At 67.7% G+C, this 14987-nt stretch carries 14 protein-coding genes; 7 read left to right on the forward strand and 7 right to left on the reverse strand.

Features of this window, described 5'->3' with window-relative positions:
- Positions 1–43: 43 nt before the first annotated feature.
- From rplI to rpsF, 4 genes are all read right to left on the reverse strand, one after another.
- Complete coding sequence (gene rplI, locus IEZ19_RS13420; RefSeq protein WP_189311378.1) at positions 44–490, reverse strand: 50S ribosomal protein L9; 447 nt, start codon at positions 488–490, stop codon at positions 44–46.
- An 18-nt stretch (positions 491–508) separates the two neighbouring features.
- Positions 509–745: a 30S ribosomal protein S18 gene (gene rpsR, locus IEZ19_RS13425; protein WP_003949403.1), complete on the reverse strand. Its 237-nt coding sequence runs from the start codon at positions 743–745 to the stop codon at positions 509–511.
- A gap of 57 nt (positions 746–802) precedes the next feature.
- Positions 803–1381, reverse strand: coding sequence for a single-stranded DNA-binding protein (locus tag IEZ19_RS13430; RefSeq protein WP_189311379.1), 579 nt, complete (start codon positions 1379–1381; stop codon positions 803–805).
- Positions 1382–1461: 80 nt separating this feature from the next.
- The gene (gene rpsF / locus IEZ19_RS13435) at positions 1462–1752 is read right to left on the reverse strand and encodes a 30S ribosomal protein S6 (protein ID WP_111001138.1); all 291 of its coding nucleotides are present in this window, start codon (positions 1750–1752) and stop codon (positions 1462–1464) included.
- Positions 1753–2013: 261 nt separating this feature from the next.
- On the opposite strand from rpsF, the gene IEZ19_RS13440 reads away from it, so the two are divergent.
- The 3 genes from IEZ19_RS13440 to IEZ19_RS13450 all read left to right on the forward strand — a co-directional run bounded on the left by IEZ19_RS13440 (position 2014) and on the right by IEZ19_RS13450 (position 4731).
- Positions 2014–2325: a hypothetical protein gene (locus IEZ19_RS13440; protein ID WP_189311380.1), complete on the forward strand. Its 312-nt coding sequence runs from the start codon at positions 2014–2016 to the stop codon at positions 2323–2325.
- Between the two features lie 178 nt (positions 2326–2503).
- On the forward strand, positions 2504–3625 hold the full coding sequence (gene femX, locus IEZ19_RS13445) for a peptidoglycan bridge formation glycyltransferase FemX (RefSeq protein WP_189311381.1): 1122 nt from the start codon (positions 2504–2506) through the stop codon (positions 3623–3625).
- Between the two features lie 74 nt (positions 3626–3699).
- Positions 3700–4731: an alanine racemase gene (locus IEZ19_RS13450; protein ID WP_189311382.1), complete on the forward strand. Its 1032-nt coding sequence runs from the start codon at positions 3700–3702 to the stop codon at positions 4729–4731.
- Between the two features lie 101 nt (positions 4732–4832).
- Here IEZ19_RS13450 and IEZ19_RS13455 read toward each other — a convergent pair whose 3' ends face one another.
- Both IEZ19_RS13455 and IEZ19_RS13460 read right to left on the reverse strand, forming a co-directional pair.
- Positions 4833–6341 carry a glycosyltransferase family 87 protein gene (locus IEZ19_RS13455; RefSeq protein ID WP_189311383.1) on the reverse strand — a complete coding sequence of 503 codons (1509 nt, stop codon included), beginning with the start codon at positions 6339–6341 and terminating at the stop codon, positions 4833–4835.
- 127 nt (positions 6342–6468) lie between these two features.
- Entirely contained in the window at positions 6469–9141 is a 2673-nt protein-coding gene (locus tag IEZ19_RS13460; RefSeq protein WP_189311384.1) for a transglycosylase domain-containing protein, read from the reverse strand.
- A 364-nt stretch (positions 9142–9505) separates the two neighbouring features.
- Here IEZ19_RS13460 and IEZ19_RS13465 point away from each other — a divergent pair, with 364 nt between their 5' ends.
- From IEZ19_RS13465 to IEZ19_RS13480, 4 genes are all read left to right on the forward strand, one after another.
- The gene (locus tag IEZ19_RS13465) at positions 9506–10189 is read left to right on the forward strand and encodes a PadR family transcriptional regulator (RefSeq protein ID WP_189311385.1); all 684 of its coding nucleotides are present in this window, start codon (positions 9506–9508) and stop codon (positions 10187–10189) included.
- Between the two features lie 43 nt (positions 10190–10232).
- Positions 10233–11315: an inositol-3-phosphate synthase gene (locus IEZ19_RS13470; RefSeq protein ID WP_189311386.1), complete on the forward strand. Its 1083-nt coding sequence runs from the start codon at positions 10233–10235 to the stop codon at positions 11313–11315.
- Positions 11316–11407: 92 nt separating this feature from the next.
- Entirely contained in the window at positions 11408–12685 is a 1278-nt protein-coding gene (locus IEZ19_RS13475) for an MFS transporter (RefSeq protein ID WP_189311387.1), read from the forward strand.
- Between the two features lie 99 nt (positions 12686–12784).
- Positions 12785–13309 carry a DUF3824 domain-containing protein gene (locus IEZ19_RS13480; protein ID WP_189311388.1) on the forward strand — a complete coding sequence of 175 codons (525 nt, stop codon included), beginning with the start codon at positions 12785–12787 and terminating at the stop codon, positions 13307–13309.
- A gap of 122 nt (positions 13310–13431) precedes the next feature.
- Here the strand turns inward: IEZ19_RS13480 and IEZ19_RS13485 are convergent, their stop codons facing one another.
- On the reverse strand, positions 13432–14874 hold the full coding sequence (locus tag IEZ19_RS13485; protein ID WP_189311389.1) for a CCA tRNA nucleotidyltransferase: 1443 nt from the start codon (positions 14872–14874) through the stop codon (positions 13432–13434).
- Between the last annotated feature and the right edge of the window lie 113 nt (positions 14875–14987).

Genomic DNA, 14987 nt, shown 5'->3' on the forward strand with positions numbered 1-14987 from the left:
AGGGTGCGGCCCCTCGTACACCGGCTCAGGCCGAGCGCGGCGGTCAGGCCGAGATGACCTCGATGTTGACCTTGGCGGCAACCTCGGGGTGCAGACGCACGGACGTCTCGTGGGCGCCCAGGGTCTTGATCGGCGAACCGAGCTCGATACGACGCTTGTCGACCTCGGGGCCACCGGACGCCTTGATCGCGGAGGCGACGTCGGCCGGGGTGACGGAACCGAAGAGACGGCCGGATTCGCCGGAGCGGACGGCCAGGCGGACCTTCACGCCCTCGAGCTGGGCCTTGATGGCATTGGCCTGCTCGATGGTCTGGATCTCGTGGATCTTGCGAGCACGACGGATCTGCTCGACGTCCTTCTCGCCGCCCTTGGTCCAGCGGATCGCGAAGTTCCGCGGGATCAGGTAGTTGCGAGCGTAGCCGTCCTTGACGTCGACGACGTCACCGGCGGCACCGAGGCCGGAGACCTCGTGGGTGAGGATGATCTTCATGTGTCGGTCACCCTTCCTTTAGCGCGCAGTGGACGTGTAGGGCAGCAGCGCCATCTCACGGCTGTTCTTCACGGCCGTGGCGACGTCACGCTGGTGCTGCGTGCAGTTGCCGGTCACGCGGCGGGCACGGATCTTGCCGCGGTCGGAAATGAACTTCCGCAGCATGTTCGTGTCCTTGTAGTCCACGTACGTGACCTTGTCCTTGCAGAAAGCGCAGACCTTCTTCTTCGGCTTGCGCACAGGCGGCTTCGCCATGGTGTTTCTCCTGTGTGATCAAGAAGTTTGGGTACGACCCACCCTCGGCCTGAAGGCCTAGAAGGGGGGCTCGTCCGAGTAGCCGCCACCGCCACCGGAGCCTCCGCCCCAGCCGCCGCCACCCTGCTGACCGCCGGCGGGAGCGCCGGTCGCCCACGGGTCGTCGGCCGGAGCGCCGCCGCCCTGCTGGCCGCCGCCGGAGCCTCCGCCCCAGCCGCCGCCACCCTGGCCGCCACCGCCGCCGTAACCACCCTGGCCAGCGCGGCCGCCGCCAGAGGTCTTGGTGACCTTGGCCGTGGCGTTGCGGAGGCTGGCGCCGACTTCCTCGACGTCCAGCTCGTAGACCGTGCGCTTGACGCCCTCACGGTCCTCGTAGGACCGCTGCTTCAGCCGGCCCTGCACGATGACGCGCATGCCTCGCTGGAGCGACTCGGCGACGTTCTCCGCCGCCTGGCGCCAGACCGAGCAGGTCAGGAAGAGGCTTTCGCCGTCCTTCCACTCGTTCGTCTGGCGGTCGAAGGTGCGGGGAGTGGACGCGACGCGGAACTTCGCGACCGCCGCACCGGACGGGGTGAAGCGCAGCTCGGGGTCATCGACAAGGTTGCCGACGACCGTGATGACGGTCTCGCCTGCCATGGGGAACCTCTCGGCGGGTTTGCTGCTCTGGCTGCTTGGTTGCTGCTACTCGAATCCCGGGATCAGCTGAGCTGAGAAGCTCAGTGGGTCTCGGGGCGGAGGACCTTGGTCCGAAGGACCGACTCGTTCAGGTTCATCTGGCGGTCGAGCTCCTTCACGACCACAGGCTCGGCCTGCAGGTCGATGACCGAGTAGATGCCCTCGGGCTTCTTCTTGATCTCGTACGCGAGACGACGACGGCCCCAGGTGTCGACCTTCTCAACCTTGCCGCCGCCGTCACGGACGACGGACAGGAAGTTCTCGATCAGCGGGGAGACAGAGCGCTCCTCGAGATCGGGGTCGAGGATGACCATCACCTCGTAGTGACGCATGTGGAACCCACCTCCTTTGGACTCAGCGGCCACGGTCGTTCCGTGGCAGGAGGGTTGTGATGCGTTCGCAACGGTATCGGCCGCCACTGACAATCGGGGGTCCCGAGGGGATTCCCGTTCATGGCCCGGGCAGACACCGTGCAGCGGTACAGACTACCCGCACACCGGCTTCCGGTTGAAATCCGGCCGCGGGGGCCGTCAATCTGTACACATCGGGTGTGTACGGCGCTACGATGCGCCGCCTTCCGCAGGAGGTGCCCCATGGCCCAGGCATTGCGACCCAACACCGCCGGATCCCTCTTCGCCACGGACGACAGGCCCCATCCCGTCCAGGACGCCATGCTCGCCGTGACGCTGGTACTCGGACTGATCGCCTTCATCACGTCGTTCTTCCACAGCCTGCACCTGCTCAGCTCCTGGACCGGCCTGGCGGGCATCTTCACCGGCCTGTACGGACAGTGGATCTCGGAGACCACGCGTGAGCGCTTCGGCCTGATCCTGGGTCTCGGTGCCGCCGGCATCGGCTTCTTCATCGGTATGGCGCACGGAGGGCTGTTCGGCGGGCTCTTCTGACCATCCGGACACGCCCTCCGCACAGCACGTCGCTCCCACCGCAGCGCCCCGGCGGCCCACAGGCCGGGGCGAAGGTGCCGTACGCCCAGTCGGGGCGCTCGCGGGGCGCAGTAGGCTTCGGCGCGAGAGCCGGAGCCCCTGTACCCATGGGGACACACCAGCCGGAGGAGCCCCCCGAATGAGCCTGACCCTGAGGACGATCAGTCGCGAGCAGCATCTGGCGTACATCCAGAGCCTGCCCTCGGCGAGCCACATGCAGGTCCCGGCGTGGGCCGACGTCAAGGCGGAGTGGCGCTCCGAGAACCTCGGGTGGTTCGACGACCGCACCGGCGAGCTGGTCGGCGCGGGCCTGGTCCTCTACCGGCAGCTCCCCAAGATCAAGCGCTACCTCGCCTATCTCCCCGAGGGCCCGGTCATCAACTGGTTCGCGCCGAATCTGGACGACTGGATCCAGCCGATGCTGGCCCACCTCAAGCAGCAGGGCGCCTTCTCCGTGAAGATGGGCCCGCCGGTGATCATCCGGCGCTGGGAGGCCAACTCCATCAAGCAGGGCATCCAGAATCCGGACGTGAAGCGCCTGCGCGACATCGAGGCCGATTTCATCGAGCCGCGCGCCTTCGAGGTGGCCGACAAGCTGCGCCGCATGGGCTGGCAGCAGGGCGAGGACGGCGGCGCCGGCTTCGGCGACGTCCAGCCCCGCTACGTCTTCCAGGTGCCGCTCGCGAACCGCTCTCTGGAAGAGGTCCACAAGAACTTCAACCAGCTGTGGCGCCGCAACATCAAGAAGGCCGAGAAGGCCGGCGTCGAGGTCGTCCAGGGCGGCTACCAGGACCTCGAGGAATGGCAGCGCCTCTACGAGATCACCGCCGTGCGCGACCACTTCCGGCCGCGGCCCCTGTCGTACTTCCAGCGCATGTGGACGGCCCTCAACACCGAGGACCCCAACCGCATGCGGCTGTACTTCGCGCGGCACAACGGCGTGAACCTGTCGGCAGCGACGATGCTGATCGTCGGCGGGCACGTCTGGTACTCCTACGGCGCCTCCGACAACATCGGCCGTGAGGTCCGGCCTTCGAACGCGATGCAGTGGCGGATGCTGCGTGACGCCTACGCGCTCGGCGCCACCGTCTACGACTTGCGCGGCATCTCCGACTCGCTGGACGAGACCGACCATCTCTTCGGTCTGATCCAGTTCAAGGTGGGCACCGGCGGGCAGGCGGCCGAGTACCTCGGCGAGTGGGACTTCCCGCTCAACAAGCTGCTCCACAAGGCGCTCGACATCTACATGTCGCGCCGCTGATACCGGGCCGTTTGGTTCGATAGCTTCCACACCTCTGATACACCGCAGCGACGAGAAAGGTTCCGGGTCCGGCCATGGCGCTCACGCTCTACGTCGACACCGCGCGCTGGCGGGCGCACCACAAGCACGTGCAGGAGCAGTTCCCGGGGCTCGTCCCGGTCTGCAAGGGCAACGGCTACGGCTTCGGGCACGAACGGCTGGCGGAGGAGGCGACGCGGCTCGGCTCGGACGTCCTCGCCGTCGGCACGACGTACGAGGCCGCGCGCATCAAGGACTTCTTCGGCGGCGACCTGCTGGTGCTGACGCCGTACCGGCGCGGCGAGGAACCCGTTCCGCTGCCCGACCGGGTCATCAGGTCGGTGTCGTCGGTGGACGGCGTGTACGGCCTCGTCGGTGCGCGTGTGGTCATCGAGGTGATGTCCTCGATGAAGCGGCACGGGATCAGCGAGCAGGACCTGCCGCAACTGCACACCGCCATAGAGAACGTCCGGCTGGAGGGCTTCGCCATCCATCTGCCGCTGGACCGCACCGACGGCTCGGACGCCGTCGAGGAGGTCATCGGCTGGATGGACCGGCTGCGTGCGGCACGGCTGCCGCTGCACACGATGTTCGTCAGCCACCTCAAGGCCGAGGAACTCGCCCGCCTGCAGCAGCAGTTCCCGCAGACGCGCTTCCGCGCCCGGATCGGCACGCGGCTGTGGCTGGGGGACCACGAGGCCACGGAGTACCGCGGCGCGATCCTGGACGTCACGCGCGTGTCGAAGGGCGACCGGTTCGGCTACCGCCAGCAGAAGGCAGCCTCCGACGGCTATCTGGTGGTCGTCGCGGGCGGTACCTCGCACGGGGTGGGCCTGGAGGCTCCGAAGGCCCTGCACGGTGTCATGCCGCGCGCCAAGGGCGTCGCACGGGCCGGTCTCGCCACGGTCAACCGGAACCTTTCCCCGTTCGTCTGGGGCGGCAAGCAGCGCTGGTTCGCGGAGCCCCCGCACATGCAGGTGTCGATCCTGTTTGTGCCGTCGGACGCGCCCGAGCCGAAAGTCGGCGAGGAGCTGGTGGCCCATCTCCGGCACACCACCACGCAGTTCGACCGGCTGGTGGACCGCTGACGGTTTCCCTGGCAGGCGAAAGGCCGTACACGAACGACCGTGTACGGCCTTTTCCGTGGCCTGAGCGGAGCCCAACACATGGCCCGCTGCGCGCTGTTCGCTCAGAGCGAACCGTCCGTGGAGGACGGCGCTCCGCGGCTTCCCCATGCGACTGCGGGCCCCTCGAAGTGGGCGGCATGGCGCCGCGGACGGGCCGCAGCGCCGAACACGAAGACGTCCTCGGCCCCGTCCAGCACACCGCCCGCCGGATCGTCGTCGCCGGCCCGGCGCACCACGTCCCGTTCGGGCATGAAGATGTCGCGGACGACCACGGCGCACAGGTAGAGCGTGCCCAGCAGATGCACGGCGATCGCCCAGTGATAGCCGTGGGTGGGCAGGCCCTTGTGGGCGTCTCCGCTGGTCGTGTACGCGAGGTACATCCAGATCCCCAGGAAGTACGCCACCTCGCACGCCTGCCAGATCAGGAAGTCCCGCCACTTGGGCCGGGCCAGGACGGCCAGTGGCACGAGCCACAGGACGTACTGCGGCGAGTAGACCTTGTTGGTCAGGATGAAGGCCGCCACGATCAGGAAGGCGAGCTGGGCGAAGCGCGGACGGCGCGGGGCCGTGAAGGTGAGCGCCGCGATACCGCCGCTGCACAGCACCATCAGCAGCATGGCGAGCAGGTTGACCGTGTCGGTCGTGGGCGGCTTGCTGGTGTTCTGGGCCCAGATCAGCCAGAAGGAACCGAAGTCCACGCCCCGTTCCTGGCTGAACGTGTAGAACTTCGACCAGCCGTCGAAGGCGAAGAGCATCACCGGCAGGTTCACCACGAGCCAGGCGACCGCGGTACCGCCCAGGGCCTTGCCGAAGTCCCGCCACTTGCCCGCACGCCAGCACAGGACGAGCAGGGGGCCGAGCAGCAGCACGGGATAGAGCTTGGCAGCCGTGGCCAGCCCCAGGAGGACACCGAAGGCGAGGGATCGGCCCCGGGACCACATCAGCATCGCTGCGGCCGTCAGAGCGACCGCCAGCAGGTCCCAGTTGATGGTGGCGGTCAGCGCGAAGGCGGGCGCCAGGGCGACCAGCAGGCCGTCCCAGGGACGTCGCTTCTGCGTGCGCGAGACACAGACGGCGATGACCGCGGCGCACACCATCAGCATCCCGGCGTTCACGAACCAGTACCACTGCTCCTGGTGCTGGATGCTGCCGCTGCCGGGGGTGAGCCACGCGGCGACCTCCATGAACACGCCGGTCAGCACCGGGTATTCGAGGTAGTCCATGTCGCCCGGGAGCTTGTCGAAGTACGGCACGAGCCCGTCGGCGAAGCCGCGCCCCTGGTAGAGGTGCGGGATGTCCGAATAGCAAGCGTGCGTGTACTGGGAACTCGCGCCGAAGAACCAGGCGCCGTCGTAGCACGGAGCCTTCTGGACCAGGCCGAGGGCGAACATGCCGATCGCGACGAGCGCCACCACCCGCACGGGCGTCCACCAGGACGTCCCGAGCAGGGCGCGCCGCCCGATGGGGCCTCCGATCAGCTCGCTGCCGGCCGCGGCGACCTCGTCCTCCCTGGTCGGCCGCACCGGCTCCGGCTCGTGCGCGCTCGCGGGCGTCGTTTCTGCACTGGGCATGGACCACATCCTGCCGTACCCGCCCATGGATACGCCGAGGGCCGCCGCACCTCACAGGTGCGGCGGCCCATGTTTCACGTGAAACACCCGTGGCGGCCGAAATGACCGCCAACCGGCACTTCCCGGCTCAGCCGGTGTTTCCGCCGAAGAGGCCTCCGTTGCCGTTGCCCCTGCTATTGCCGGGCGACGAGCTGTCGGTGGGCGTCGGCGACTCCGTCACTCCTCCAGTCGTACCGCCGTTGCCGCCACCGTTGCCGTTGCCGCCGTTGCCACCGTTGCCGCAGCCCCAGAAGCCACAGGTGTTGCTGGCTGTGGGCGACGGGAAACCTGGCCTGTCCGTCGGCGACGGGCTCACCGACGGACTCGCCGACGGACTCTCTGTGGCCGAGGGAGTGGGCGTCGGGCTCGGCTCGGCGTTGATGACCTTGCCGATGGGCTCCGGGGTCGGGAACTTCTCCGGCTGCTCGCCCTGCAACGCCTCCGCCATGTAGTCGTGCCAGATCTGCGCCGGGAACGAGGCGCCGTGGATCTTCTCCTGACCACCTGTCCCGTACATCTCCAGGAACTTGCGGTTCTTGTTGCTCGCGTTGTCGTCCAGGCGGAACATGCTGATCGAGGTGGACAGCTGCGGGGTGTAGCCGACGAACCAGGCCGACTTGTTGCCGTCGGTGGTACCGGTCTTGCCCGCCACGTCGCGACCGGGCAGCTGCGCAGCCGTACCCGTGCCCTTGTCAACCACGGTCTTGAGGACATCGGTGACGTTGTCGGCGACCTTCGGCTCGAAGGCGTCCTTGGGTTGTGCCTTGTGGGTGTAGACCACCCCGTCCTTGTCCCTGACCTCCGTGACCGAGAACGGGTCGTTCTGCGTTCCACTGGACGCGAAGGTGGCATACGCACCGGCCATGCGGATGGCGCTGGGGTCGGACGTACCGATGGAGAACGACGGGAACGCGGAACTGGCCAGGCTGCCCTCCAGGACTCCTGCGTCCAGAGCTGCCTGCTTGACCTTGTCCAGACCTACGTCCATGCCCAGCTGGACGTAGGCGGAGTTCACCGATTGCCGCATCGCCTCACGAAGGTCGATCTTATAGCTGGGCGGGTTGATCGACTCGTTGCCGTCGTTGGTCTGAAGCCACTCCTTGCCGTCCTTGTCCGTCCAGACCGAGCCGTCGTAGTTCTTGATCTTGAGCTTGTTCTTGCCGCTGTAAAGGCTCTTCGGGGACGCCACGGTGCGTTCGTCCTGTGCCTGCGACTCGAGGCCGTCGGGGTTCCGTACGCCCCACTTCATCGCCGCCGCCAGCACGAACGGCTTGAACGTCGAACCCACCTGGGCACCGGTCGCGTCGGCGTTGTCGGTGAAGTGCTTGGTGGCGTTCTCACCGCCGTAGATGGCCTTGATGGCGCCCGTGGCCGGATCCACGGAAGCACCGCCGAACTGCACGTGAGTGTCGGTCTCGGGGCGGAGCTTGGGCTTGATGTTCTGTTTCTGGACCTTCTTGACGGCTGCCTCGAGCGCTTTGACCTTCTTCTTGTCGAAGGTCGTCCTGATCGTGTAGCCGCCCTGCTGCAGCTTGTCCGCGGTGATGTCGGTGTTGTTGACGATGTACGACTTGGCGAGGTCGACGAGATAGCCGATCTGCCCGCCCAGCTGGCTGTTCGACCGCGGACTCTGGACCTTCGGAAGCGTCGTGTACTTGGCCCGCACCGAGGCGTCCAGGTGGCCGTACTGGACCATCTTGTTCAGCGTGTCCTGCATCTGCGCCAGGGCCCGCTTCCGGTTGGCCTCGGGGGTGGCCGCCTGGTCGAGCGACCTCGCGCCCGCGGGGTCGTAATACGTGGCGCCCTTGAGCAGCGCCGACAGGAAGGCGCACTCACCCGGGTTCAGGTCCTTGGCTTCCTTGTTGAAGTACGCCCGCGCGGCCGCCTGGATGCCGTAGGCACCACGGCCGAAGTACGCCGAGTTCAGGTAACCGGCCATGATCTGGTCCTTGGGGACCGTGGCGCCGACCTTGACGGCGACGAAGATCTCCTTGAACTTTCGGGAGATCGTCTGCGACTGGTCGTCCAGCATCGCGTTCTTGACGTACTGCTGGGTGATGGTGGAGCCACCCTGCGTCTGGCCGCCCCTGGCCATGTTGAAGAAGGCACGCGCGATGCCGTTCGGGTCGATACCGCTGTCGGTCTCGAAGGTCTTGTTCTCCTGGGAGATCACGGCGTACCGCATCTCCTTGGGGATCATCGAGTAGTTGATGATCTGGCGATTGGTCTCACCGCCGGTGGCGACCATGACCGAACCGTCGGACCACTCGAAGACGTTGTTCTGCGCCGTGGCGGTCTTCGCGATGTCCGGCACGCTCACCATCGCGTACCCGATGCCGGCCACGGCCACCAGGCTCCCGATCAAGCCGATGAACGTGCCGGTGACGACCTTCCAGGAGGGCACCCAGCGGCGCCATCCGTACCTCCCCGCGCGGGGATAGTCGATGAAACGCTTCCTTGCGGGCGGGGCGGCACGGCCCCTGCCGCGGCCGGGGCCGGCCGGGTCGGGCGCTCTGCGGCGGCCGCCTCCGCCTCTCTGCGCCGCCCGGCGGGCCTCGGCGCGGCTGCCGTAGGGGCGCTCCTCACCTCCCGAGCCAGGGGAGTCCGACCCATAGGAATGTGCCCCATAGGAGTCGGAAGGAGACCCGGTGGCGCCTCGCGGTGCCGCTCGGCGGCCGGTGGACGAACCGGGCTGGCCGCGTCGGGCCGCGGCACGTCCGCCTCCCTGCGGCTGCGGCGGTTTGCGACGGTGCTCGCTCATCGAACGACTACTCCTCGGGCAGGCGCACCCGTGCGCGCCTGGAAACGGCGGCTGGTTTCCGGTCCCCCCGAAGTACGGATGTGGTCGGTTCGGCATTCACCCGTACTGCACCAAGGACGAGGACGTTCCCTGGCGTCACTTGGTTCCCGGCAGTTGGCATGCCGCACAGACTACGCACCGTCAAAACCTGTCTAATCCTGAAGTTCGTCCTAAAGCAGGCAACTTGCCTCCTGCGAATCGGTGATGTGATCCCGTTCACCGTCCTCCCTCTTGTCCCACGCGGAAGGCCGTTCTATCGTCAAGATGTATCGAGCCGATACATCAGCGTGAGATAAGCAAGTGACAGGGGCGAGAGGAGGCGACGATGAGCCGGCGTTCCGGCATCCTCGAGTTCGCCGTACTCGGCCTGCTCCGCGAATCTCCGATGCACGGCTATGAACTGCGCAAACGACTTAATACGTCACTGGGTGTCTTCCGGGCATTCAGCTACGGGACGCTCTACCCCTGCCTCAAGACGCTGGTCACCAACGGCTGGTTGATCGAGGAACCGGGGAACACCCACGAGGACGCCCTCGCCGCACCACTCGCGGGGCGCCGCGCCAAAATCGTCTATCGGTTGACGGCGGAAGGTAAGGAGCACTTCGAGGAACTGCTCTCGCAGACGGGCCCGGACGCGTACGAGGACGAGCACTTCGCCGCCCGGTTCGCCTTCTTCGGGCAGACGTCGCGCGATGTGCGCATGCGCGTCCTCGAGGGCCGCCGCAGCCGGCTGGAGGAGCGCCTGGAGAAGATGCGCGCCTCGCTGGCACGCACCCGGGAGCGCCTCGACGACTACACGCTTGAGCTCCAGCGCCACGGGATGGAGTCCGTGGAGCGCGAAGTGCGCTGGCTGAACGAGCTCATCGAGAGCGAGCGGGCCGGCCGGGACCTTCAGGGTTCCGCGTCCGGGGGGTCCGCTCAGCAGGACACCACATCTGGAGCGACGGGCGGCCTGCCCCGTCCCGGGGACGACCCCGGGACGGATACGCCCGGCGACACCGCCACGTGAAGCCCACTCAGGGCCTCACTCGTACACACAGGGAGCAACCGGAATGGGTTCGGTTCGCGTAGCCATCGTCGGCGTGGGCAACTGCGCCGCCTCGCTGGTGCAGGGAGTCGAGTACTACAAGGACGCCGATCCGGCGTCCAAGGTCCCCGGCCTGATGCACGTGCAGTTCGGCGACTACCACGTGGGTGACGTGGAGTTCGTCGCTGCCTTCGACGTCGACGCGAAGAAGGTCGGCCTCGACCTCGCGGACGCCATCGGCGCCTCCGAGAACAACACCATCAAGATCGCCGACGTGCCGAACACCGGCGTCACGGTCCAGCGTGGCCACACCCTCGACGGCCTCGGCAAGTACTACCGCCAGACCATCGAGGAGTCCGAGGCCGAGCCGGTCGACGTCGTCCAGATCCTCAAGGACAAGCAGGTCGACGTCCTGGTCTGCTACCTGCCCGTCGGCTCCGAGGACGCGGCGAAGTTCTACGCCCAGTGCGCCATCGACGCCAAGGTCGCCTTCGTCAACGCCCTCCCGGTCTTCATCGCCGGCACCAAGGAGTGGGCGGACAAGTTCACCGAGGCGGGCGTCCCGATCGTCGGCGACGACATCAAGTCCCAGGTCGGCGCCACTATCACGCACCGCGTCATGGCGAAGCTGTTCGAGGACCGGGGCGTCATCCTGGACCGCACGATGCAGCTGAACGTCGGCGGCAACATGGACTTCAAGAACATGCTCGAGCGCGAGCGCCTGGAGTCCAAGAAGATCTCCAAGACGCAGGCCGTCACCTCCCAGATCCCCGACCGGGACCTCGGCGAGAAGAACGTCCACATCGGCCCGTCCGACTACGTGCAGTGGCTCGACGACCGCAAGTGGGCCTACGTCCGTCTCGAGGGCCGTGCCTTCGGCGACGTCCCGCTGAACCTGGAGTACAAGCTCGAGGTCTGGGACTCCCCGAACTCCGCGGGCGTCATCATCGACGCCCTGCGCGCCGCGAAGATCGCCAAGGACCGCGGCGTCGGCGGCCCGATCCTCTCCGCCTCCTCGTACTTCATGAAGTCCCCGCCGGTCCAGTACTTCGACGACGAGGCCCGCGAGAACGTCGAGAAGTTCATCCGCGGCGACGTCGAGCGCTAAGGCGACCGCTCGCAGAGAACGCTCCTGCCAGGGCTGAGAGGGTCCTCGGGTCCATGACCCGGGGACCCTCTCCGTATGTGAGGCTGTGCCCCATGCCCGTCGTCCGCGACCTGCGCGTCCTGCTCCGCTTCCGGGACTTCCGCCGCCTGCTCGCCGTACGCCTGCTCTCCCAGGGAGCCGACGGCGTCTACCAGGTCGCCCTCGCCACATACGTCGTCTTCTCCCCGGAGAAACAGACCTCGGCCGCCGCGATCGCCTCCGCGATGGCGGTCCTGCTGCTCCCGTACTCGCTCGTCGGCCCCTTCGCGGGCGTCCTGCTCGACCGCTGGCGGCGCCGTCAGGTCTTCGTGTACGGCAATCTGCTGCGCGCCGTGCTCGCGTCGGCCACCGCCGTCCTGATGGTCGGCCAAGCCCCCGACTGGCTGTTCTACGTCTCCGCACTGTGCGTCACCGCAGTCAACCGCTTCGTCCTCGCCGGACTGTCCGCCGCCCTGCCGCGCGTCGTCGACAGCGAGCGACTGGTGATGGCCAACTCCCTCTCCCCGACCGCCGGCACCCTCGCCGCGACCGCGGGGGGCGGTCTCGCCTTCGTCGTACGGCTGCTGGTGTCGGACTCCGACGCCGCGGTGGTCCTGCTGGGCGCCGCGCTCTATATGTGCGCCGCGCTGGCGTCATTGCGTATGGCTCCCGCACTGCTCGGCCCCGACCTGGCGCCGGTGCGGCCGCGGCTGGCGGCGACGCTCGCCGGCACGGCACGGGACCTGCTCGCGGGCGTACGGCACCTCGCCGCGCCACCGCGCCGGGAAGCCGCGTGGGCGCTGGCCTCTATGACGCTGATGCGCTTCTGCTACGGCGCCCTGCTGGTCCTCCTGCTGATGCTGTGCCGGTACGCCCTCTCCTCGACCCCGGACGAGGGGCTCCGTCTCCTGGGACTGGCCCTGGGCGTGTCCGGCGCCGGCTTCTTCGCGGCGGCCGTGGTGACGCCCTGGGCGGCGGGACGGCTCGGTCCCGGCTGCTGGATCGCTGTGTGCGCGGCCGCCGCCGCGGTGCTGGAGCCCGCGCTGGGTCTCCCCTTCGCCACCGTTCCCATGCTCGTCGCGGCGTTCGTCCTCGGACTGATCACCCAGGGCGCAAAGATCGCCACGGACACGATCGTCCAGTCGTCCGTCGACGACAGCTACCGGGGCCGGATCTTCTCCGTGTACGACGTCCTGTTCAACATGGCGTTCGTGGGCGCCGCGGGAGTGGCCGCGCTCATGCTTCCACCGGACGGCCGCTCGACGGTCCTGGTGGTCACGGTCGCCGTTGTCTACGGGGTGGTTGCGGCAACTATGGCCCGCTTTGAACGGCGGAGAGTGTCACAGCAATGACACAGCGTCCTTCCTGGCCGCGGGCGTGTCAGCGGGAGCCGCTAACTTACGTGGGTCTTATGTAGCGCGGTGCCCATCCATATTCCGTCGTGCGCACCCATGTTCCAGGGGGACTCCACAGTATCTACTCCGCCGCCGCCCCAAGGGCCGAACCCGTACGCCCAGACACCGCCTCCGCCGGCGGGGCAGCAGCCCTACGGACAGCCGGGGGTTCCCCCACAGCAGCCGTACGCACCGTTCCCGAACCAGGGTGCGGGCGCCCCCGTTCCGCCGCCGGCGGCGCCACCCAAGCGGAGCAAGAAGGCGGTCCGCATCATCGGCGCGATCGTCGTCTTCATCGTGATCGCCGCCGTGAAGTTCGGCATCGGCTTCGGCATAGGCCTTCTGGACAAGGAAGACGCGGAGACCACCTCTGCGGGCGCCTCCATGCACAACAACGGGACGGAATCGAGTCCGGACCTCAAGGAGGTCGACTGCACCTCCAGCGACGCCCAGTACAAGGTTGTCCAGAAGTTCGACGACTCCACCGACACCTCCAAGTGCGAGAGCGTCACAGAGTCGACCATCGCCTACGTCCAGTACCGCACGGGCCACAAGGTCGTGCTCTGCCTGAAGGGCGTGTAGCGACCCCCACGTTCAAGCAGAGCCGGAGGGGCGATGTTTCACGTGAAACATCGCCCCTCCGCACGTGCGAACGGGGTCATGTTTCACGTGAAACATGACCCCGTTTTCGCGGCCTGTCACCCTCAGTCCTGCTCGGCCCACCACTCCTTGAGCGCAGCCACCGCCACGTCGTGCTCCATCGGCCCGTTCTCCAGGCGAAGCTCCAGCATGTGCTTGTACGCCTTGCCCACCACCGGGCCCGGTCCGACGCCCAGGATCTCCATGATCTGGTTACCGTCGAGGTCCGGGCGGATCGCGTCGAGCTCCTCCTGCTCCTGGAGTTCGGCGATGCGCTGCTCGAGGCCGTCGTAGGCACGGGAGAGCGCGACGGCCTTGCGCTTGTTGCGGGTGGTGCAATCGGAGCGCGTCAGCTTGTGGAGGCGGTCGAGCAGCGGGCCGGCGTCACGGACATAGCGGCGCACCGCCGAGTCCGTCCACTCCCCGGTGCCGTAGCCATGGAAGCGCAGATGGAGTTCGACCAGACGTGAGACGTCCTTCACGAGCTCGTTGGAGTACTTCAGAGCCGTCATGCGCTTCTTGGTCATCTTCGCCCCCACCACCTCGTGATGGTGGAACGAGACCCGGCCGTCCTGCTCGAAGCGACGGGTGCGGGGCTTGCCGATGTCGTGCAGAAGCGCCGCCAGCCTGAGCGTGAGGTCGGGGCCGTCCTCCTCCAGAGCGATGGCCTGTTCCAGGACGATCAGCGTGTGGTCGTAGACGTCCTTGTGCCGGTGATGCTCATCACGCTCCAGACGCAGGGCAGGCACCTCGGGCAGCACATGGTCGGCCAGCCCGGTCCCGACGAGCAGCGTCAGGCCCGTGCGGGGGTGGCCGGAGAGGATCAGCTTGTTCAGCTCGTCCCGCACCCGCTCGGCCGAGACGATCTCGATGCGTGCAGCCATCTCCTTCATCGCGGCGACGACCTCGGGGGCCACCTCGAAGTCGAGCTGGGCGGCGAAGCGCGCGGCCCGCATCATCCGCAGCGGGTCGTCGGAGAAGGACTCCTCGGGCGTACCCGGCGTGCGCAGCACCCGCACCGCGAGGTCCTCGAGCCCGCCGTGCGGATCGATGAACTCCTTCTCCGGCAGAGCCACGGCCATCGCGTTGACCGTGAAGTCGCGCCGGACGAGGTCCTCCTCGATGGAGTCGCCGTACGACACCTCGGGCTTGCGCGAGGTCCGGTCGTACGCCTCCGATCGATACGTGGTGACCTCGATCTGATAGCCCTCCTTCTGCGCGCCCACCGTGCCGAAGGCGATCCCGACCTCCCACACCGCGTCCGCCCACGGCCGCACGATCTTCAGTACGTCCTCGGGGTGGGCGTCGGTCGTGAAGTCCAGGTCGTTACCGAGGCGGCCGAGGAGCGCGTCCCGGACCGAGCCGCCGACCAGGGCGAGGGAGAACCCGGCTTCCTGGAAACGGCGAGCGAGCTCGTCGGCGACAGGGGCCACCCGCAGCAGCTCGCTCACCGCGCGCTGCTGCACCTGGCTCAGGGCAGTAGGAGTGTCTTCGTTGGCGTTCGGCACAACAGAAGAGGGTACGTGGCCCGGGCACCCAGGAGCGCCTCCTTTGTGTTCGCACGGACGCCTCCGCCCATACCTCCACAAGGGCTGCCCTCACGGCGTACGAACACGCCGCA

The sequence above is a fragment of the Streptomyces brasiliensis genome (assembly GCF_014647875.1).
GTDB classification, from domain to species: domain Bacteria; phylum Actinomycetota; class Actinomycetes; order Streptomycetales; family Streptomycetaceae; genus Streptomyces; species Streptomyces brasiliensis.